Raw genomic sequence first — 20,469 nt, 5'->3', positions numbered from 1 at the left:
GTTATTCGACTGCCCCCCGCGCGGCCGAATCCCAGTCGTAGTGCACGCCGGTCAGCTTTTCACTCAGTCGCCACATCCTGCGCGCCGCCGAGCGGCTGTATGCCATCGGGTGTCGCAGTGCACGCCGTGGATACCCCGCGAATTCGAATCTCGGTCCCACATAGGCGTTTCCGGGCAGATCCGGGGTGGTGGCCGCGTACAGCTGCGGCAGCGCACCCATCCGGTCGGACTGGGCGATTGCGAACAGAACGGCCTGCGGGATGGCGGCGAACATGCCCGCAGCGCCCTTTTCGCCGTTCAGGTCGTAGAGATGGGTCGCCGAGAGGCCCGGGTGCGCGGCCACGGCGCGCAACCCGGTCCCCGCGACGCGGGCCCGGCGATCGAGTTCGGCGGTGAACAGCAGGTTGGCCAGCTTCGACTGGCTATAGGCGGGCCAGCGCAGGTAGAACCACCGCCAGTTCGGGTCCAGCCAGTTGATCAGACCGCCCCAGGCGGCCACCGACGATACGGTCACCACCCGAGGTCGCCGCGCCCGCAGCAGCGCGGGCAGTACGGCGGCCGTGAGCGCGAAGTGACCGAGATGATTGGTGCCGAACTGGGCATCGAAGCCGTCGGCCGTCTGCCCGCGCGGCGTCGCCATCACCCCCGCGTTGTTCACCAGCAGATCCAGCCGTTCGACCGTGTCGCCGAGCCGCGCGCCCGCGCGCCGCACCGAGGCGAGATCGGCCAGATCCAGCGGCAGCACTTCGGGTTTCGGCCCGGTGGCCACCGCGGTCACTTCGTCCAACGCCGCCGCGGCCTTCTGCTGGTTGCGACAGGCCAGCAGGACTCGGGCGCCCTTGCTCGCCAATGCTTCCGCGGTGCGCAGGCCCAGACCGCTGTTGGCGCCGGTGACCACGGCGGTCTTTCCCGACTGGTCGGGGATATCGGCGACGGTCCAGCGGCGCGGGAGAATGGTGTTGTACGCCGACATATCAGGTGATCAATCCTGACTCAGACAGTTGACCGGACGGTTCTCGCCGTGCCGGGGCGTCAAGCCGTCGCCGCGTGCGCGTCGTCCGCATGCCCTGCGTCCGCCCCGTCGAGCAGTTCCTCGAACTTGGCGGTCACCTTTTCGTGGTACATCCCGAACAGATCCTCGAACAGCGCGAGCTGCGCTTCCGACGGTCCCGAACCGGAATCCCACACCGCGACGAGTGCCCGCCAGACCAGCACGTGCAGGTCCGCGGCACCCGCGAAGTAGGCCTCGATCGCCTCGGGCACCTCGAGCACCATCTCGCCGATGGAGTTCAGAATGGCCCGCTGCATGCTCAACCCGAGCGCCGTCAGCAACTTGCGCACCAGTGCGACCTCGATCGCAAGAATCTGGCGGAAATCCGGAACCTCCAGCCGGGCAAGCGCTTCCAGCCGGTCGATATCGGCCTTCAATTCGGCCGGCTCGATCTCCTGTTCGCTGCCGGTGTAGGCGAGCAGCGCCTCCATCACGATCCCGCGCTCCACCTCGACGATGTCGCGGAACATTTCGATCGCGGTATCGGGCATCGGGATGGAGAAGCGGAACAAGTGCCGGTACACATCTATGCCGCCCGCCTCCCGGACGTCACGGATGGTGAACCCCTTGCCACGCCGCGCTTCGACGAATCCGTACGACTCCAGCCGACCCAGCGTCAGCTGCGCGGTCGCGCGATTCATGTCGAATTCCTCCGCGACCTGACGGACCGACGGCATCAAATCCCCTGGCTGATATTCCCCCGCGGCAACCCGGCGTGCCAGCTCATCGGCAACGTCGGCGACTACCGTCTGGGATCCCATCGAATGCCACCTTTCGACTCGGTTCCAATACGTCCCAGACAGTCTAAGCCCTCCTATGCCGGACTGCACGTGTGTCAGACTGATCTGCGCACAGTGTGAGGTGAGTCATGACCATTCGACGAGGCAACGGTCCGCAGGACGGCGAATCCGCCGGTAGGCGTACACGACTCTTCGCGGCAGGGTCGAATGGCAAACCCCCAGTTCGCAAGGCGGTCCGCAGCGCGAAGCTCGCGACGCTGCCGGTGGCCTTCGCGGGTAGGCAGGCCGCGGGCGTCGGCAAGCGCGCGCTCGGCAGGCCGGCGAGTGAAGTGAACCGGGACATCCAGTTACGCACGGCCCAGCACATTTTCGAAGTGCTCGGCGAGCTGAAGGGTTGCGCCGCCAAACTCGGCCAGCTGCTGGCGATCTACGAGTTGGCCCTGCCGCCGGAGATCGCCGAGCCGTATCGCATCGCCTTGAGCAGGCTGCAGGATTCCGCGCCCGCGATGCTGCCGTCGAGCGTGCACGCGGCGATGGCGGCGAGCATGGGCGACAACTGGCGGTGGTATTTCAGGGAATTCGACGACCGGCGCGCGGCCGCCGCATCGCTCGGCCAGGTTCATCGCGCGGTGTGGCGCGACGGCAGGCCGGTCGCGGTCAAGGTGATGTATCCAGGCGGCAGGCAGGCGATCGAGAACGATCTGGAACAGTTGCGCCGAATCTCCACTCTGGCAAGCGTTTTCCTGCCGGGTGCCGACGTCAAGGCGGTGACCGAGGCGATCTGCGCTTGCGTCCGCGCGGAACTCGACTATGCGGCGGAGGCCGAGAACCAGCGGGTTTTCGCCGCGGAGTACGCCGACGATCCGGACATCTACATTCCGCGGGTGATCGAACAATGCGGCGATGTGCTCATCACCGAATGGCTTGACGGCACTCCGGTTCCGCGCGTCATCGCCTCCGGCGCGCAGGCCGAGCGCGACCGGGTCGGCATGCTGATGGTGCGATTCGTGGCTTCCGGAGCGCTGCGCACCGGCCTGTTATACGGCGATCCCCACCCGGGAAATTTCCGCGTACTGCCCGACGGCCGGCTCGGGGTCGTCGATTTCGGGGCCTGCTCGGCGTGGCCGCCCGACGGCTTCGAGGAACTGGCGTCGGACTACTGCCACGCGCTGTTCAACGGCGGCCCGACAGAGTTGGAGGCGGCGGCCCGACGCCACGGATTCGTCCAGGCCGACCGCGAATTCGACGTCGAGGCCCTCTATGCCCTCGTCGTGCCGTGCACCGAACCGTTCAAACACTCGACCTATCGAATGACCACCCCGTGGCTGCGCAAGCAGGTGCTGCGGGTGACGAATCCCCGGCTGTCCAACAGCGTTCGGCAAACGACCATGCCGCCGTATTTCACGCCGTTCGCGCGTTCGGCGCTCACGTTGATCGGCGTGCTGTGCCAGCTCGGGACCGAGGGGCCCTTCCGCGACGAGGTCGGACGCTGGATGCCTGGGTTGCTGGCAGCGTTCGTCCCGCCCGCGCCCGACGACGAGCTGCCGGTGGACCTGGCCACGGTGCGCAGGCAGCGCGCTGGCACGTCTGTTCCGCGTCGGTCCGTCGGCTGACTCGGCACCTCCAGGCTCGATCGGCTACCGCCGGAGAACCCTCACCACGCAACGTCTCAGACAGCGGGGTTGTCATCGTGGTACCGCGGCGCCGGTCGATTCGTCATAGCCCGCGCACCCGCCCGACCATGGCGAACCGGCCGGCCCGTATCGAGACCGGCCGACGGATCATTCAGCGGGACAACCACTCCCGCCACTGCGGAGCAACCGATGCGGCCAGCTCGTCATAGCCTGCCGCCCCCGGGTGCGCGCCGTCGCCCTCCCGGACTTCACGCATCCATACCGCGTTCTCGCGCAGCTGCTGATGGATCCGGACATACGGGATCCCCTCGGCCGCACAGATTTCCGCGAATCGCTCGTCGAGCGCGGCGGTGCGGGCATTGTGTTCGGCATCGTCGATCGGCGGCGGCGCGACCATCAGCACCGGCCAGCCGTGCTCGGCGGCCTGCCGTAGGAGGGCGTCGAGGTTGGCGGCGGACTGGTCCGACCGCACTCTGCACTGCCCGTCCACCTGCATGGTGTCGTTGACGCCGAAGGACAGCACGATCCTGGCGTCGGCGCCCTCCGGCAATCGCTGGACGCACTCGGCCAGAAAGCGGGCACGGACATCCGTGGATGTCTGCCCGCGGACGCCCAGGTTGTAGCTGACGATCGGGATCCCGTCGGTGTAGGCCTGCGTCGCGAGACGGCCCGCCCACCCCAGACACCGTGGATCGCCGACCCCGGCGACGAACGAATCACCCACGAAACACACACGAAGGTCACGACGCACGGTGCGATCCTCCCAACGCCCGGCCGACCAGCGCGCACCGGGGCACGGGCAGGCAATAGGATCGCGGGTGGTTCATCAGGGAGGGATTGATGTCGACAGGGGAAGCTCTGCGCGCTGCGCCCACGGCGCCGCCATGGTTCGTGGAGCTGTTCGCTCACCGGCGCTGGATTCGCCGCGCCGGACCGTTTCCGCACGTGTACGCGCGGGATGTGTTCGTCCCCGAGTTCTTCCAGCGGCTGACCGAGGAATTCCAGCGGGTGCTTCGGCAGCAGCCGGAGGCGTTCGCGCAGGTCACCGACGGATACAGCGCGAGCGGAGTGCCGCTGACAACACTGCGCGATGGACCGCTCGCGCTGTTCCTTTCGCGAGAGTGGCACGACCTGATCGCCGGGGTCGCGGGCGTCGCGACGACCGGAGACGTGGAGGGGTCGCTGCACCATCACCCGGCAGGCAGTCCCTCGGGGTGGCCGCACAACGACCTGAATCCGGCCTGGTTCGCGGGCCCGGCGCCGGGACCCGGCGAAATACGGACACCCGACAGCACAGTCGACCTGAAGACCGGAGCCAGGGCTGCGTCGATCACCGCCCGGGAAACCGTGCGCGCGGTGGCGGTGCTGTTCTACCTCGGCAATCCGGGGTGGGTAGCGGGCGACGGCGGCGAGACGGCGTTGTACGAGCACATCGCGGGCAGCAGCCCGGTGCCCGCGCTGACCGTCGCGCCGCTGGACAATTCCATGGTGCTTTTCGAATGCACGCCGCGGTCGTGGCATACGTTCGCCGGCAACAATGCCGCCGCCCGCAACAGCGTGGTGATGTGGCTGCATCAGCCGAAGAGCGATGCCGTGCGACGGTGGGGAGGAGACCGCATTGCGCAGTGGTGATTTCGCACGCGAGGAACGCAGGGTCTGCCTGCTCACCGGCGCGGGCGGCAGGCTCGGCGATGCCTTCTGCCGAGCGGCCTACACCGAGTACGACATCGTCGCGGTGTGCCGCAACCGGATTCCGGCCGCGCCCTCGCAGCACGAATGGTTCGTCGACCCGTTCGCGCCGGACCTTCCGGTGCCGGAGAATGATTCGCGGATCTTCATGATCCGGGCCGATCTCACCGAGAAGGGTGAGGTCGAGCGGGTCGTCGACCTCGCGCTCGCGCGGTTCGGGCGGGTGGATCTGCTTGTCAACAATGCGGCCCACAGTAGCTGGCAGCCGCGCGGCGTCGTCGACGGCGAGACCGCGCTGGATGAATTCGAGCCGCATTTCGCGGTCAATGTCGGGGTGCCGCTCCGTTTGTCGGCACGATTGGCGCAGCGGTCCTGGGTGCACGCCGGGGATGAGAACCGTAGGCGCAACCGCAATATCGTCAATGTATCCAGCATCGCCGGATCCGAGGTGTTCCCAGGCGGGCAGGCGCTCTACGCGGCATCCAAGGCCGCGCTCAATCAGCTGACTCGCCACCTCGCCGCCGAGTTCGACGAGTTCGGCGTCCGGGCGAATGCGATCGCGCCCAACAGCTTTCCCTCGACCGTGCCGACGGAGCAGGTCGTGCAATCGATCGTCGAGCTCGACAGGGGCGCCATGACCGGCGGCGTGTTCGCGGTCGGCGGCGGGCCCGAGAGCTCGGCCGGCGGCAGGCACTCGCGTGCAGGCGACCGGCCGAGCTGAGGCCCGATTCGACTGTTACTCGGTCGAGTTCGACGCCAGGCCGGTGATCTGCTCCGACATCGTCCACAGCCGCTGCGCGAAGTCCAGGTCCACCGCCTGCTTGTTGCTCGGCGCTTCCTCTTTGAAGCGATGGAAGTACTTGCCGTTGATCGACTCGGCGTCGGCGACCGTCGCCAAGCGCACCAGGGGATCCGCGCCCTTGTCCGGCCGGATGAAGAAGGGCCGCGACAGCGGGGAACGGATCAGCGCGCCGAGACCGAACGGCGCGTTGTCGTACACGTGGGTCGCCACCACACCGGGATGGAAGGCGGCGGTGACCAGGCCGGTGCCCTCACTGCGGCGGGCGAGTTCCCTGGTGAACAGGATGTTCGCGAGCTTCGACGCGGCGTAGGCGCTCAATTGGTTGAAGGAGCCGGTCGCGGCGTTGACGGTGTCGAGGTTCAGCTTCGCCATCCGGTAGGTCGTGCTCGCGGTGTTGATCACCCGGGCCCGCGATTGCACGAGGCGCTCGCGCAGCAGAGCGGTCAGCAGGAACGGTGACAGATGGTTGACCTGGAAGGTCAGCTCGTTGCCGTCGTCGGTCACAATCCGCTTCGCCCAGGCACCGCCGGCATTGTTGGCGAGTACATCGATGCGTTCGTAGCGGTCGAGCAGTTGCTCGGCGAGCTTGCGCACCTCGTCGAACCTGGCGAAGTCGGCGAGGAACGCTTCCGCGCCGACCCGCTGCGCCACTTCGGCGGTCCGCTCCGGTGAGCGACCGACGACCGCGACGGTGGCGCCGCGCGCCACCAGCTTCGCGGCCGCCTCGGCGCCGATGCCGGAGCTCGCGCCCGTCACCACCACGGTCTTACCTGCTAGATCCTGTTCCTGCCCTGCCATCGCTGCCCTCCGAGCGTCGGGTGCGGCGCCCGGACGAGCGTCCGGCTGCCGTCTAACCGACCTGATCGTCTTCGGATCGCGCGGATTCGGCAAGACCCGACGCGCTCGAATAGTGCGCGGCGATCTCATCGCTGGTGGTCAGCCACACCCCAGGATGGTTCACCACGTACTCGAGCGCCTGATCCAGGTACTTGCTGCGGAACGCCTGGCCGATGACGAACGGATGCAACGCCAACGCCATCACCCGGCCGCTGTTCGCCGAGTCGGCGTAGAGCTGGTCGAGCTGATCGGTGACGATCTGCACGAAATCGGGCCCCGTCGTGCTCTTGCCGACGAACAGATTGATGTCGTTGAGTTCCACCGAATACGGCACGTTCACCAAGCCGGGCACCTTCGTTCGGTACGGCTGGTCGTCATTGGTCCAGTCCAGCGCGTAGCTCAGCCCGAGTTCGGTGAGCAGCTGCGGAGTGCGGAAGGTCTGGGTCAGCGCGGGCCCCATCCAGCCCTGCGGCCTGCGGCCCGTGGCCTTTTCGATGGTCTGCACGACATCGGTCAGGTAGGCGCGCTCCTCGTCGACCGACATGTCGGCCTGGAAGATCGAATTATTCTTACCGTGTGCGAGCCACGCCCAATCCCTGGCCCGTCCAGCCTCGATGATCTGCGGATTATGTTCGGCGACATCGGAATTGAGTAGCACGCTGGCGCGGATTCGATGGCGGTCGAGGATCTCGAGCACACGCCAGAACCCCACACGCGGCCCATAGTCGCGCCATCCGTAGTTCAGCGGGTCGGGCGCCAGCCCGGCAGTCCCGGCGAAGATGCTGGTCGAAGGCCGATCGACCTGGTAGTGCTCGACATTCAGGCCGACGTAGAAGGCGACGCGCGCATCGTCGGGCCAGTGGATCGGCGCACGATCGACGATCGGGCTGTAGTCGAAGAGTTCGTTGTCCATGCGCCCATACTCGAACTTCACACCAATGTGAGATTCAACCGGAAATGAAGTGAGCTCGCCCACACGATGTGGTGGCAGCCCCGGACAAGCTCGAAAACCGGAATGCACTGGTGTGTATCGTGCGGCGAGCGCAACAGCTGATCTCGTAAGTTAATCGGTAACTCACCGGGTACGCCCAGAACTCGGCTTGCCGTTAACCGCCGGCCCGCAACGGTACGTTGAGCGCACCCCACGACCGGCACAAGACGCGGAGAGGCGGACCAGCGGAGCATGCGAGTCGACGGGCGGGATATCCCGGTCACGGGCAGCTTGCTGCAACCGCTGATCCGGCGCACCAGTGACATCATCCGGGTCGTACTCGCGACACTGTGGGTCGGTGTTGTCGTCGCCGCCTCGGTGATCACCCGGCCGGAATGGCTGGCCCTGGAACGTTCGGTGTCGAATATCGTCGGGTTCCTCAACCCCGACCAGTCGAATCTGGTGTACCTGGTCTATGGCATGGCCATCCTGGCACTGCCGTTCGCGATCCTCATCGAGTTGATCATCGGCAGGCAGTGGAAGCTGTTGGCAGGCTATGCCGCAGCGGGCCTCGTCGCCGGACTGCTGCTCTCGATCACCGGTACCGGCCTGTCGGCGCCGAGATGGCATCTCCAGGTGTCCGACCGGCTCGACACCTTCCTCTCCCAGTTCCTGGACGACCCGCGCTGGATCGCCATGCTGGCAGCGGTACTCACCGTATCCAGTCCCTGGCTGCCGACCCGGCCGCGGCGCTGGTTGTGGTTCCTACTGCTGGCCTTCGCGCCGATCCATCTCGTGGTCAGCACCGTGGTGCCCGCACGGGCGATGTTCGGGCTTGCGGTCGGCTGGCTGGTCGGCGCGGTGATCGTGCTTGTGGTCGGCACCCCCGCGCTGGAAGTTCCGCTCGAGGCCGCGGCACGGGTACTGGCCAGGCGTGGGCACACGGTCACCGCGTTCACCGTGGTGCACCCGGCCGGCCAGGGTCCGCTGGTGCTCGCCGCCGCAGTCGAGGGCCCAGAGCGCGAACTGATCGTCGAGATGTACGGCAAAAACCAGCGCAGCTTCGGGGCGTTGCGCCAGCTGTGGCGCTGGCTCACCTTCCGCACCAGCGAAACCGCGGCATTGCACGGATCGATGCACCGGGCCGTCGAACATAGCGCACTGATGGCGATCGCGGCGGGGGACCTCGAATTGTCCTCCGTCACGCCGGTGGCTGTGACCGCACTCGACCGTGGCTGGATGTTGTACTCGCACACCGTTCCTCGCGGCACACCGATCGCCGAACTCTCCGTCGATGTGCTCACGCCGGTGTGGAATTCGCTCGCCGCGCTGCATCGCGGCCAGATCTCGCACGGCGACCTGCGGCCCGCCGAGATCCGCATCGACAACGACGGCGCGCTGTTCAGCGGATTCGCCAACGCCGAATATGGCGCCTCCGAGAAACAGCGGCAATCCGATGTCGCGCAACTGCTGGTATCGACGACAGCGGTCTTCGGCAGAGAACCCGCGGTGCGGGCGGCCATCGACACCCTCGGCGAACACGAGGTTGTGACCGCTGCCAGCCGATTGACCAAGTCCGCCATGCCATCCGGGATCAAGAAGTCGGTCCCGGACTGGAAGGCGGCCTTGTCCTCGGCGCGCGACGAGGTGCGCAAGCAAACCGGGCACGACAAGATCGAGGCCGAGCAGATCACCCGGTTCAGCCGCAACCAGATCATCCAACTCGCGCTGCTGATCGCGCTGGTGTACGTCGCCTACCCGTTCATCAGTGCGGTACCCACGTTCTTCACGCAGCTGACGACGGCTAATTGGTGGTGGGCGCTGCTCGGGTTGGCCACCTCGACCCTGACCTACCTCGGTGCCGCGGGAGCCCTGTGGGCCTGCGCCTCCCGGCTGGTCAGCTTCCGCAACCTGGTGATCATGCAGATCGCCAACACCTTTGCCGCGACGACAACGCCCGCCAGGGTGGGCGGTCTCGCGCTCAGCGTGCGGTTCCTGCAGAAGGGCGGACTCGGCACCGTACGTGCCACCGCCGCGGTCGCTTTGCAGCAGGCGGTGCAGGTGATCACCCACATCAGCCTGCTCACTGTTTTCAGTATCGCGGCCGGGACCTCGGCGAACCTCTCCCATTTCGTGCCGAGTGCCACGGTGCTGTATCTGATCGCCGGCGTCGCTATCGGCATCGCGGGCACCTTCATGTTCGTGCCGAAACTACGTCACTGGCTCAATACTTCGGCGCGCCCGCAAGTGCTGGAGGTGCTCGACGAGCTCGCTGCCCTGGCTCGCGACCCGAAGCGGTTCTCGGTGATCATTCTCGGCTCCGCCGCGATCACGCTCGGTCAGGCGGGAGCGCTGTGGGCCAGCGTCGAGGCCTTCGGCGGCGGCGCCAGCTTCGTGGCAGTCACCATCGTGACGATGATCGGCGGCACGCTCGCCTCTGCCGCGCCGACTCCCGGTGGCGTCGGCGCGGTGGAGGCCGCGCTGATCGTCGGCCTCCAGGCATTCGGCCTGCCCGCGAGCATCGCGGTTCCCTCTGTGCTGCTCTACCGCGTCCTGACCTGCTGGCTTCCGGTGTTCTGCGGCTGGCCTACCATGCGCTGGCTGGCCGCGAAAGACATGATCTGAATCATGGATCCGCACTGCCAAAAAGATGGCAGTCGGTGGACAGCTTCCGGCGATCCTGCCTAGCCTGATCAGCGTATTGCACTGCACGACAGCATGTCTCACAGTTCATCTCGAAGAGGGGGAATAAATGCTCCGCAATCTCGTAATCGGCGCTACCGCTGCCGCAGGTCTGATGATCGGACTCGCACCAGGCGCGAATGCCTCGCCGATCGAAAATTACAGACCGTCAATTAATTCCGGTTTCCAAGCGGTCGACCTGCCATGCGGACAATCCGAGTACAACTACAGTGGATATAACTTCACCAGGTGGAACAACTGCACCGGTGGCGGCCAGAAATTGCTGGTACACGTCAGGCAGTTCCCGGATATCGAACGGTGCATCCCCGCCGGTACCGCCGAAGACATCGGTGGAGCGGGAGACGGAGCGGGCACTGTTTCGGGCGTCGAAATAATCGGGGGCTGCTGAGCCGGCATTGCACCCGGCAGCAGACCGATCTCAGCATCCAGGAAACCCGAGGGGATGAGCGGGCGCTGCGCGGTCGGCGTCGTCACCAGCGGCCAATGACTTAATGGTCGCTGGTGACGGCTTTCCGTAACGCGGACCGGAAGGAGAATCGGACCCGCTGCCACCTTGGCCACGTACCGGGGATCCGGGCTAGGCTGAGCCCGTGGTGGACGCAGAACCCGACGCTAGACCGGAGTCCCCGCGGCGACGGGGGTACTCGAGATGGATAAAGTGGCTGCTCGGCACCGCGCTTGTAGCGATCTTGGTCGCCGAGGGCGTCATTCTTTGGCCCAGCCTGCATGACTCGTGGCAGCAGCTCATCGGCGTGAAATGGTATTGGGTAGCGTCGGCGATCTGGGCAGAAGCTGTGTCTTTCAGCGGATTCGCCCGGGTCCAGAAGCAACTACTCCACTCTGCCGGCGTCGAGGTCAGCCAGCGCAAATCTTTGGCCGTCACCTACACGGCGAATTCTATATCGGCGACACTTCCCGCCGGTCCGATCTTCTCGATGGCCTTCATCTACCGGAACACTCGGCGCTGGGGCGCGAGTCCATTGGTGGCGTCATGGCAGCTGGCAATTTCGGGCGTAGTCGCTGCGGCCGGCCTAGGCCTACTCGGACTCGGCGGCGCCCTACTCGGTTTCGGTTCCATCAGTCTCGTCACTTTGACCTTCTCGCTTGCGAGTGTGGTCGCTCTGGTCTGGGCTGGGCATTATGCCGCCACCCATACCGATGCACTCGAAAACACGCTCAGGCGAATTGTCCGGAAAATCAACAAAATACGCAAAAAGCCCGAGGACAGGAGCATGGCGAGAGTCCGTGAGATTCTCGGCCAGCTGGAATCGGTAGACCTGAATCGACGAGACGGGCTGCTGACGCTGACCTGGGCCATACTCCATCGCACCGGTGATGTCGTTTGTCTGGCCTTCTGCTGCTATGCCGTCGGCGCAAATCCGAACTGGGCCGGACTGATGGTCGCTTTTGCGGCGGGCAAAGCCGTCGGCACCGTTCCATTCATACCGGCAGGCATCGGATACGTTGAGGCAACCTTGATTTGGGCCCTGACCGCCGCGGGTATGCCGCTATCCCAAGCGGTGCCAGCGGCAATTATCTACCGGATGATCAGCTTGATTCTGGCGGCGGTTCTCGGCTGGATCATCTTCCTCGTATCGTTCCGCACGCTTCATGAACAAGTCGGCCTCGATACCGAGATCGACGCGGAGTTGGGTGTCGGCACCCCAGCCCCGCGTGATCGCGAATGACCTCCAGTGTGTGCTGGAAATAGCTTCCAGCGATGACTCACACGTCTTTGACCGCGAGCAGTGCAGCGGTCGCTGGTTTGACCTCGGCGAAATCGGCCGTCCGGAATCCGGCCGCCAGCAGAGTTTCCCGGTAGCGCCGAATATCAATGGCCGCCAATGGATCTGCGTGACGCCCGACCGCGGCGTCGTCGTGGGTGCGGTGCCCGGCATACCGCGACATGCCCTTGACCACCGCGCGCAACATACGGCCGTTGGTGTCCGTATCGGCAAGTAGCAGTCGGCCGCCGGGCCGCAAGACGCGGAACATGTGCGCGATCGCGGCGTCGCGTTGCCCCTCCGGGATGTGGTGCATGACGAAGGTGCAGGTCACCACATCGACCGAGGCGTCAGCCAGCCGTAGCGACTGGGCAGGGCCGAGTTCGAATCGACAGTTCGAATCTCCGCGGGTGCGTCCGGTCGCGTAAGCGATCATCTGCGGCGACGGGTCGACGCCGATCACTCGGCCGCCGTCGCCGACCCGTGCCGCGAGCGCGCGCGCGAGATCACCTGGCCCGCTACCGATATCGAGCGCGACCTCACCGGGAACAGCGCCGGTCAGCGCGACGAGGCGGGCGTTGAGCGTCCTGTTCCTGCCGAGCGTGAATGCGGTCTTGAAGGCACGGTAGCTACGCGGCCTGGTCAGCAGGACGCCGACTTCGATGTCGTCGCGAGAATGGGTAATGGCAGACTGTTGTTCGTTTCGGGTCATGTGTTCATGATCTGAAGAAACTGCCAGATCGACCAGAAGCAAAACGGCGGAATCTGTTCCGTTCGGGACGGATTCCTGCCTTCTGTTCGGAAGGCGACGCCATTGGGAGGCCCTATGCACGGAACGAAGCTATGAGCGACAGTAAGGATCGCCGCGTCATGCGTACCAAGAGCCAGCTACATCGCGCTCTGATCGAGCTGATGCTGGAACACGGCTACGACCGGATCTCCGTGCGGGACATCTTGCAGCGCGCCGACGTCGGGCGATCCACGTTCTATGCCCACTTCCGCGATAAAGACGATCTACTGCTGGTGAGCAGCACTGAATACCTGCGTGCGGCGGTGGCAGCGTGTCGCACCGGACGCGACACCGCGCCACTGGCGCCGGTCTTCACGCTTTTCCGTCTCGCTGCCGAGAATCCCGAGGTATACGAAGCGATGCTCGGGCGCAAGAGCAGCGCGGTGCTGCTGCATGCGACCCGGCGCATGGTCGCGGCCATTCTCACCGAGCAGCTGTCCAAACGGCTGGATATGGACGACAGAGAGCTCGTCACCACCGTGACATTCATGTCGTGGGGCGTTGTCGGCCTCCTCGGCGCGATCGCCGACACCGAGTCACCACTTTCGGCGACCGAGGCCTACCAGCGCTTCGAGCAATTGATCGGTCCCGGCCTCGTCGGCCGAGTGCGGGTGGTGCCGCCCGTCGACGACTCGAAGGTCACCGACCTGGAGTCAGTTGCCGTACTGCGCAGTCTCGGGGCGCTCGATCAATAGCGTGTGCGCGACCCCGTCGGCCACCGGGCGGTGCCGGATGCCTTTGGGCACGACGAACATTTCACCCGCATGCAGCGTCACGGGCTCCCGTCCCGCCAACTCGATGCGGAAAGACCCGTCCCAGCACAGGAAGAGTTCGTCCTCGTCGTGGTGGTGCCACGGGAACTCGCCCGCCAACTGAGCGACCCGGACCACGGTGTCGTTGACGACGGCCAACTCGCGCTGTTGAAACGGCCCGGGCAGGCCCGCGATGGCCGCCGTGATCGAGACGGGTCCGGTGGTGCTTGCTGCTGTCATGAGGACCATCGTCGAGCCATCCGGCAACCTGATCCAGCGCCAATCCGGCATAATTGGTTTGCCTATGGATCCAATCAGTGTGACGGAGCGGCTAGGCCGCTGGTCGGCGGGCCGAGGGCCGTTGTACGCCCTGCTCGCCGCGAGACTGCGCCGTCTGATTGATGACGGCGAGCTGTCCCCCGGCTCGCCCTTGCCGCCGGACCGGGCCCTCGCCGCCGCACTGGCGGTCGGGCGTAGCACCGTGGTCGCGGCCTACGACCTGCTGCACGACGAAGGACGGATCGTGCGACGGCAGGGCAGCGGCACCCGGGTAGCCGGGACACCACGGGTGAGCCCGCCGGGAACCACGAGCGAGCCGATGTTCCTCGACCTGCTCGAGCCACGATCGGACGTCATCTCGCTTGCCTGCGCGGCACCGGATCGGCCACCCGCCGAGCTGACCGAGTCCTACGCGGCAATGCTGCCCGCACTGGCCGCGACCACCGAAGACATCGGCTACTACCCCGCCGGTCATCCCGTGCTGCGCCGCGCGGTCGCCGAGTACTACCGTGCGCGTGGCGTGCCGACCGAGCCCGCACACATCCTCGTCACCACCGGTGGCCAGCAGGCGCTTTCGCTGCTCGCGCGGGCGTATCTGCGCCCGGGCGATCGAGCGCTCGTGGAAGCACCCACCTATCCCGGCGCATTGGAAGCCTTCCGAGAGCAAGCGGCCGTCCTGTCCGGGTTGCCGCCCGGGCTGGACGGTTTCGCGGCGGCAGTGCGCGAGCACCGTCCAGCAATCGCCTATGTGATCCCCTCTTTTCACAACCCGACCGGCTCGGTGCTGTCCGCGCTCACACGGCGCCGACTCGCGGAAACCGCTGCCGCCGCGGGAATTCCGCTGATCGATGACGAAGTCCTCGCTGAACTCGGCTTCCCCGGTCACCCGACACCCCCACCGCTCGCCGCCTTCGCGGACACCGTGATCACCATCGGCTCATTGAGCAAAAGCGTGTGGGGCGGACTGCGTGTCGGATGGATACGCGCGACCGCACCCGTTATCACCACACTGGCCAGGATCCGTGCGGTGCACGACCTCGGCGGCAACCTGCCCGCCCAGCTCGCCGCCGCCGAACTGCTGCCGCGCCTCGATGACCTGCTGCGCAGGCAGGCGCCCGAGCGCAAGATGCGCCACGACCATCTGCGCGCCGAGCTGACCCGCCGCCTCCCCGACTGGGCGGCGCCCCCGGTCGAGGGTGGCCAGACCCTCTGGATCCGCCTGCCCTACGGCGACGGCGCCTCGTTCGCGCAAGCAGCACTGCGCCATCGTGTTTCGATCCTGGCCGGCAGCGGACTCGACACGTCCGGTGGTTCCGGGAGCTCGCTGCGCATCCACTTCCTGCACCCACCGGAAACCCTCAGCACCGCCGTCGATCGCCTGGCCGAGGCCTGGCGCACCTACCGGCCGCCCGCCCGGCCCGCCACCGCGCCACCCACGCTCGCGATGTAGCGAGATCGGCAGGCCATCCGCGTCAGTTCGCGCGCAGCCCGATGACCAGGCCGTCCTTCGAACAGATCGAGGGCGTCGCCGCGTCGGGCTGGACATTGCACTGCCGGACGTCGACGGTCATGACATCCGAATCACCGGCGGTGGTCACGTATCTCGTCGCGACGGTGGCCGCCTCGGTGCACCCGGCTTGCCGTGGATCCCACGGCAATAAGAATATGGCCGCACTGTCGCCAGCGTCATATGACCAAAGCAGCGACCGCTCGTTCGTCGTGCGAGGGAGAGACCGGGGCGAATCAGCGTGGATCTATCAGTGCCAGCGCCCGGTCCGCGGTGAGGCAGCCTGCCGTGGTCAGTTCGAGATTCGCCAGTGAGGCCGCGCCTGCTTCGACGGTCGGCGCGGCGACACAGTCCGCGATCGGATGGACGGTGAAGCCCAGATCGGTACCGTGGCGCGCGGTTTGCTCGACCGTGAGGTTGGTGGCGACGCCGGTGATGAACAGGGTGTCGATCCCTTGATCGGCGAGCCAGTCGGCCAGCTTGTTGCCCGCGAGGCCGGAGAGCTTCTGGTTGTCGAAGACGGCGGTCGGCTGGTCGATCATCTCCGGAATGAGCTGGGTACCCGGCGAATCCGGGCGAAAGTCGGTCTGCGCCGCGCCGACCGAGCGCATGAAACCGGTATTGCGCACCAGCTCGCCCTCCCCGATCGGAATGGTGAACCGGGTGAAGATCACCTGCAGCCCGCGCTCGGCGGCCGCCTCATGGAAGCCCCTCGCACGCGGCACGACGCCACTGGCAGCGACCGGACCGGACAGCATCGGTCCGAAAAAGCCTTCGGGCCGAATCACATTCACTTGCCAGTGCAGCGCGAGAACGGCCGCGCGGATTCGTGGGATAGCCATCACCGATCCTTACGCATCCGCGCCGCCGATGTCCACCGAACAGAGGACCTCAATTCATCCGGGTCTCAGGACGAATAGTCCTTACGCAGTTGAACTTTCACCACCTTGCCGCTGGCATTGCGGGGCAGCTCGGCCACGACGACCAGATCCTTCGGATGCTTGTAACGCGCCAGATTCTCGTTGAGGAAGGGCGCCAACTCCGCCAGCGTGAGCTCGGTGTCGGCATCGACAAGGGCGACGATGGCGACCGGGACCTCGCCCCACTTCTCGTGTGCCCGCCCGACCACCGCGGCCTCGCGGATCTTGGGGTGCGCGAAGAGCACGTTCTCCACCTCCGCGCAATAGATGTTCTCACCGCCGGAGATGATCATGTCCTTCTTGCGGTCCACGACGTAGAGGAAGCCCTCCTCGTCGGCGCGAACCAGGTCACCGGAGTGGAACCAGCCGCCCGCGAAGGCATCCGCCGTCGCCTCCGGCTTGTTCCAGTAGCCGGACATGAGAGTCGGCCCGCGGTAGACGATTTCACCGACCTCGCCGGGGGCGACATCGTTCATCTCGTCGTCGACGATGCGCGCCTGGATGGTGGGGATGGGCTTGCCGACCGAGCCGAGCTTGCGGATGGCGTCCTTGCCCTCGAGCACGCAGGTGATCGGCGACATCTCGGTCTGGCCGAAAACCGCGACATTGGCGGCGTTCGGGAAGCAGTCGGCCATCGCCCGCAGCACCGTGTCGGAGGCGGGGGCCGCGCCCCAGCTGAGCATCGTCAGCGCGAGCGTGCGGTCCTTGACCGTCGGCTCCGCACAGATCATCTGCCACTGCGCGGGCACGCAGAACGCCGAGGTGGCCTGCTCCCGTTCGACCGCGTCGAGAAAGTCGGTCGCGTCGAAGGCGCCGAGCGGGTGCAGGACGGTCTTGCCGCCGAGGAGGAAATACGGCGCGAGACTACCGATTCCGGCGATGTGGAACAACGGCGAAGTACAGAAGCCGACGGAATCGGGACCGAGGTCCATGGCTCGGATACAGGTCAGCGACTGGGCATTCATATTCGCGTGCGAGAGCACCGCGCCCTTGGGACTGCCTGTGGTGCCCGAGGTGTACATGATCAGCGCCGGAGTGTCCTCCGGGATGTCGAGCGGAGTGTGCGGCGCACCCCCCTCGGCGAGCACGTCGTCGTAGCCGAACACGCCGTCGACGGTCGTGCCGCCGATCACGATGCAGCTCTCCAGTGCGGGCGCTTGCCCCCGCACGGCGGCAGCCAGCGGCTGCAACATGGTGTCGGTGACGATCGCCTTGGCCCCGCTGTCGCCGACGATGTAGGCGACCTCGGGCGGGGTGAGGCGGAAGTTCACCGGCACCGCGATGGCGCCGAGGGCGGTGATACCGAAGATCGCTTCGAGGTATTCGGGGTAATTCAGCGCGAGGATGAGCACCCGATCGCCGAACCCGACGCCACGCCTGGCGAGGGCGTCGGCGAATTTCAGCGAACGCTCGTTGAGCTGCTGCCACGTGGTGTCCACCCCACGGAACCGAATCGCGACCGCGTCCGGGCGCATCTGCGCGTGCGACGCGATCTGGTTGTTCCAGTGGTTACGCCGCGACCTGATCGGCTCGTCGAGCGGCTTCACACCAGTGGTCATGCCACGAACTCCTCTCGGACCGTCGCGTGTCCGCCGGGGAGTCCGGTAGCGCTGACGGTCTGAACTGAGGCCAGAATAACAACTAACTTACCGGTCTATCAAGAGACCAAGATATGAATCATCGTTAATCGACTCAGCGCAGGCCTTGGCGCGAGGAAACAGCTCTTAACTGCATATACATCGGGAACATTGACGTGACAACAGGGTTGTCGATCGCACAAACCACGAATGAATATGCGAACCTCGGCTCACTTAGAAGTTGAATACGAGGCGATTCTCGTGTCACCATCAGTGCCGAAGGCGGATGGTATGCAGCTGTCCACCCCGGACGACGGCGTCCACCCGTTCCAGGCGAGCACCACGCCCGCGCAAGGCATAGGAGAAACGCAATGCTGCGTACCAGGTTCACCGAGACCTTCGGCGTCGAGCACCCGATCGTGCAGGGCGGCATGATGTGGGTCGGCAGGGCCGAACTCGTCGCGGCCGTCGCCAACGCGGGCGGACTCGGCTTCATCACCGCGCTCACCCAGCCGACTCCGGAGGACTTGCGCCGCGAGATCGCGCGCACCAGGGAGCTCACCGACAAGCCGTTCGGTGTGAACGTCACGATCCTGCCGTCGATCAACCCACCGCCGTACGCGGAATACGTGCAGGCCATCATCGACAGCGGCATCAAGATCGTCGAAACCGCCGGCAGCAACCCCGAGCCGTTCCTGCCGTACTACAAGGACGCGGGCATCAAGGTGCTGCACAAGTGCACCAGCGTGCGGCACGCGCTCAAGGCCGAGCGCATCGGCGTCGATGGTGTCAGCATCGACGGCTTCGAGTGCGCGGGCCACCCCGGCGAAGACGACATCCCCGGCCTGGTCCTGATCCCCGCCGCGGCCCGCGAACTGCGCATTCCGATGATCGCCTCGGGCGGCATCGCCGACGCACGCGGCCTGGTCGCGGCACTGGCACTGGGCGCGGACGGCGTGAACATGGGCACCCGATTCCTGTGCACCCAGGAATCCTCGATCGCGCAGAAAGTGAAGGAGCAGATCGTCGCCAACTCCGAGCGCGACACCCAGCTCATCTTCCGCACCATGCACAACACCGCCAGGGTCGCCGACAACGAGATCAGCCGCAAGGTCGTCGAAATCGAAAAGGCCGGTGGCACTTTCGATGATGTCCGCGACCTCGTTTCCGGCGCGCGCGGCCGCCGCGTCTTCGAAGAGGGCGACCTCGACGCGGGCATCTGGTCGGCGGGCCTGTGCCAGGGCCTGATCCACGACATCCCGACCTGCGCGGAGCTCATCTCGCGCATGGTCACCGAAGCCGAAGAGCTCATCACCGCTCGCCTGGCGGAAACCGTCGTCGTCGGCTGACCCGACGCGGAAAACCCTTCGACCGCCGAGCTTCCCGGAACATAGGCTCGGCGGACGAAGAAGGGGGTTTCCTATGTCGACATTGCAGGTCACCGCGGAGCGGCTGGTCGTCCATCCACATCCGAATGCCGATCGGCTCGAGCTCGCTCAGGTCGGGCTCTATCGCGCGGTAGTCGCCAAGGGGCAGTTCACCACAGGAGATTACGCGCTGTACATCCCTGAGCAGGCGATTCTGCCCGATGGGCTGATCGAGGAACTCGGACTGACCGGAAAGCTGGCAGGCAGCGCCCGCAATCGGGTGAAGACGGTGCGGTTGCGCGGCGAGGTTTCGCAGGGGATCGTCTGCCTTCCCGGTCTGATCGGCGCGGTGGATCTCGCACAGGCCGAGGCCGCGCGCACCGATTTCGCCGAGCTGCTCGGGGTGACCAAGTGGGTTCCCCCGGTGCCTGTTTCGATGTCGGGACAGGTGGAATCCGCACCGGATCTGATTCGGTGGATCGATGTCGAGAACATCAAGCGGTACCCGGACATTTTCGTGGCAGGCGAATCGGTGGTCGCGACCGAGAAGATCCACGGCAGCGCGTGCCTGATGACCTATGTCCGGGACGACGACCGGATCCATGTGTCGTCCAAGGGAATCGGCGGGCAGTCCCTCGCGCTGACCGCCGCTGACGGCAACCTGTACTGGCGGGCGGTGCGGCGGTTCGGGCTGATCGAGGCGGCGCGGAAGATCTCGGAGGCGCTCGAGCTTTCGCGGATCGGCCTGTTCGGCGAGGTGTTCGGCGCCGGGGTGCAGGACTTGCACTACGGTGCTGCCGCGAGCCGGGACGAGACGCTGGGATACGCGGTGTTCGACATCGCGGTCGAGCCGGTGGGTTCCCCGCTGCGCTGGCTCGGGCATCACGAGATCGGTGTGTTGCTCGAGGAACTCGGTATCACTCTGCCGCGTGTCCCGGTGCTGTATGACGGGCCTTACGACATCGATCTGCTGCTCGAGCTCGCGGAGGGCACCGAGACCGTTACCGGCTGCGGAACCAATATTCGCGAGGGCCTCGTGGTTCGGCCTGCGGTGGAACGCTATTCGACGGTGCTCGGTGGGCGCGCCATCGGCAAGGTCGTGTCGAACGCGTATCTGCTGCGCGATGGGGGCACCGAGTACGAGTAAGCGGTGGCCTCGCCTTCGC

At 66.1% G+C, this 20,469-nt stretch carries 20 protein-coding genes; 10 read left to right on the top strand and 10 right to left on the bottom strand.

Annotated elements, in window-relative coordinates; genetic code table 11:
• Position 1: 1 nt before the first annotated feature.
• Both ACFU4Z_RS03270 and ACFU4Z_RS03265 read right to left on the bottom strand, forming a co-directional pair.
• Positions 2 to 973 (bottom strand): oxidoreductase, encoded by a 972-nt coding sequence (locus tag ACFU4Z_RS03270; RefSeq protein WP_379059373.1) that lies wholly within the window; start codon positions 971 to 973, stop codon positions 2 to 4.
• A 59-nt stretch (positions 974 to 1,032) separates the two neighbouring features.
• A complete protein-coding gene (locus ACFU4Z_RS03265) occupies positions 1,033 to 1,812 on the bottom strand; it encodes a FadR/GntR family transcriptional regulator (RefSeq protein WP_379059372.1) in 780 nt (259 codons plus the stop codon).
• A gap of 107 nt (positions 1,813 to 1,919) precedes the next feature.
• On the opposite strand from ACFU4Z_RS03265, the gene ACFU4Z_RS03260 reads away from it, so the two are divergent.
• Positions 1,920 to 3,404 carry an ABC1 kinase family protein gene (locus tag ACFU4Z_RS03260; protein ID WP_379059370.1) on the top strand — a complete coding sequence of 495 codons (1,485 nt, stop codon included), beginning with the start codon at positions 1,920 to 1,922 and terminating at the stop codon, positions 3,402 to 3,404.
• Between the two features lie 172 nt (positions 3,405 to 3,576).
• On the opposite strand, the gene ACFU4Z_RS03255 is transcribed toward ACFU4Z_RS03260, so the two are convergent.
• On the bottom strand, positions 3,577 to 4,149 hold the full coding sequence (locus ACFU4Z_RS03255) for a GDSL-type esterase/lipase family protein (RefSeq protein ID WP_379059368.1): 573 nt from the start codon (positions 4,147 to 4,149) through the stop codon (positions 3,577 to 3,579).
• 116 nt (positions 4,150 to 4,265) lie between these two features.
• On the opposite strand from ACFU4Z_RS03255, the gene ACFU4Z_RS03250 reads away from it, so the two are divergent.
• Entirely contained in the window at positions 4,266 to 5,057 is a 792-nt protein-coding gene (locus tag ACFU4Z_RS03250) for a 2OG-Fe(II) oxygenase (RefSeq protein WP_379059366.1), read from the top strand.
• Positions 5,044 to 5,835, top strand: a complete 792-nt coding sequence (locus tag ACFU4Z_RS03245; protein ID WP_379059365.1) for an SDR family NAD(P)-dependent oxidoreductase — start codon at positions 5,044 to 5,046, stop codon at positions 5,833 to 5,835. Before ACFU4Z_RS03250 ends, ACFU4Z_RS03245 begins: the two co-directional genes overlap by 14 nt.
• A gap of 15 nt (positions 5,836 to 5,850) precedes the next feature.
• On the opposite strand, the gene ACFU4Z_RS03240 is transcribed toward ACFU4Z_RS03245, so the two are convergent.
• Both ACFU4Z_RS03240 and ACFU4Z_RS03235 read right to left on the bottom strand, forming a co-directional pair.
• On the bottom strand, positions 5,851 to 6,714 hold the full coding sequence (locus ACFU4Z_RS03240) for an SDR family NAD(P)-dependent oxidoreductase (protein WP_379059364.1): 864 nt from the start codon (positions 6,712 to 6,714) through the stop codon (positions 5,851 to 5,853).
• A gap of 52 nt (positions 6,715 to 6,766) precedes the next feature.
• Positions 6,767 to 7,666, bottom strand: a complete 900-nt coding sequence (locus ACFU4Z_RS03235; RefSeq protein WP_379059362.1) for a polysaccharide deacetylase family protein — start codon at positions 7,664 to 7,666, stop codon at positions 6,767 to 6,769.
• Positions 7,667 to 7,936: 270 nt separating this feature from the next.
• Between ACFU4Z_RS03235 and ACFU4Z_RS03230 the strand changes: the two genes are divergently transcribed.
• From ACFU4Z_RS03230 to ACFU4Z_RS03220, 3 genes are all read left to right on the top strand, one after another.
• Entirely contained in the window at positions 7,937 to 10,309 is a 2,373-nt protein-coding gene (locus ACFU4Z_RS03230; protein WP_379059361.1) for a flippase-like domain-containing protein, read from the top strand.
• A gap of 127 nt (positions 10,310 to 10,436) precedes the next feature.
• Positions 10,437 to 10,775: a hypothetical protein gene (locus ACFU4Z_RS03225; RefSeq protein ID WP_379059360.1), complete on the top strand. Its 339-nt coding sequence runs from the start codon at positions 10,437 to 10,439 to the stop codon at positions 10,773 to 10,775.
• Between the two features lie 202 nt (positions 10,776 to 10,977).
• The gene (locus ACFU4Z_RS03220) at positions 10,978 to 12,075 is read left to right on the top strand and encodes a YbhN family protein (RefSeq protein WP_379059359.1); all 1,098 of its coding nucleotides are present in this window, start codon (positions 10,978 to 10,980) and stop codon (positions 12,073 to 12,075) included.
• 37 nt (positions 12,076 to 12,112) lie between these two features.
• On the opposite strand, the gene ACFU4Z_RS03215 is transcribed toward ACFU4Z_RS03220, so the two are convergent.
• On the bottom strand, positions 12,113 to 12,823 hold the full coding sequence (locus ACFU4Z_RS03215) for a methyltransferase domain-containing protein (RefSeq protein ID WP_379059357.1): 711 nt from the start codon (positions 12,821 to 12,823) through the stop codon (positions 12,113 to 12,115).
• Positions 12,824 to 12,954: 131 nt separating this feature from the next.
• Between ACFU4Z_RS03215 and ACFU4Z_RS03210 the strand changes: the two genes are divergently transcribed.
• Positions 12,955 to 13,596, top strand: coding sequence for a TetR/AcrR family transcriptional regulator (locus ACFU4Z_RS03210; protein WP_379059355.1), 642 nt, complete (start codon positions 12,955 to 12,957; stop codon positions 13,594 to 13,596).
• Here the strand turns inward: ACFU4Z_RS03210 and ACFU4Z_RS03205 are convergent.
• Positions 13,555 to 13,893: a cupin domain-containing protein gene (locus ACFU4Z_RS03205; RefSeq protein ID WP_379059354.1), complete on the bottom strand. Its 339-nt coding sequence runs from the start codon at positions 13,891 to 13,893 to the stop codon at positions 13,555 to 13,557. The genes ACFU4Z_RS03210 and ACFU4Z_RS03205 overlap by 42 nt on opposite strands.
• Before the next feature lie 79 nt (positions 13,894 to 13,972).
• On the opposite strand from ACFU4Z_RS03205, the gene ACFU4Z_RS03200 reads away from it, so the two are divergent.
• Complete coding sequence (locus ACFU4Z_RS03200; protein WP_379059353.1) at positions 13,973 to 15,382, top strand: PLP-dependent aminotransferase family protein; 1,410 nt, start codon at positions 13,973 to 13,975, stop codon at positions 15,380 to 15,382.
• A 22-nt stretch (positions 15,383 to 15,404) separates the two neighbouring features.
• Here ACFU4Z_RS03200 and ACFU4Z_RS03195 read toward each other — a convergent pair whose 3' ends face one another.
• The 3 genes from ACFU4Z_RS03195 to fadD5 all read right to left on the bottom strand — a co-directional run bounded on the left by ACFU4Z_RS03195 (position 15,405) and on the right by fadD5 (position 17,918).
• Positions 15,405 to 15,530 (bottom strand): hypothetical protein, encoded by a 126-nt coding sequence (locus ACFU4Z_RS03195; RefSeq protein WP_379059352.1) that lies wholly within the window; start codon positions 15,528 to 15,530, stop codon positions 15,405 to 15,407.
• A gap of 145 nt (positions 15,531 to 15,675) precedes the next feature.
• On the bottom strand, positions 15,676 to 16,281 hold the full coding sequence (locus tag ACFU4Z_RS03190) for a cysteine hydrolase (RefSeq protein ID WP_379059351.1): 606 nt from the start codon (positions 16,279 to 16,281) through the stop codon (positions 15,676 to 15,678).
• Positions 16,282 to 16,346: 65 nt separating this feature from the next.
• Entirely contained in the window at positions 16,347 to 17,918 is a 1,572-nt protein-coding gene (fadD5, locus tag ACFU4Z_RS03185; protein ID WP_379059350.1) for a fatty-acid--CoA ligase FadD5, read from the bottom strand.
• A 389-nt stretch (positions 17,919 to 18,307) separates the two neighbouring features.
• On the opposite strand from fadD5, the gene ACFU4Z_RS03180 reads away from it, so the two are divergent.
• Positions 18,308 to 19,285 (top strand): NAD(P)H-dependent flavin oxidoreductase, encoded by a 978-nt coding sequence (locus ACFU4Z_RS03180; protein ID WP_379059349.1) that lies wholly within the window; start codon positions 18,308 to 18,310, stop codon positions 19,283 to 19,285.
• A 73-nt stretch (positions 19,286 to 19,358) separates the two neighbouring features.
• Positions 19,359 to 20,450: an RNA ligase (ATP) gene (locus tag ACFU4Z_RS03175; protein WP_379059348.1), complete on the top strand. Its 1,092-nt coding sequence runs from the start codon at positions 19,359 to 19,361 to the stop codon at positions 20,448 to 20,450.
• The last annotated feature ends 19 nt before the right edge of the window (positions 20,451 to 20,469 follow it).

This window comes from Nocardia sp. NPDC057440 (genome assembly GCF_042802915.1).
Lineage (GTDB): Bacteria > Actinomycetota > Actinomycetes > Mycobacteriales > Mycobacteriaceae > Nocardia.
Note: the sequence above shows the minus strand (reverse complement) of the source record. Positions and strands in the feature narration are given on the sequence as shown.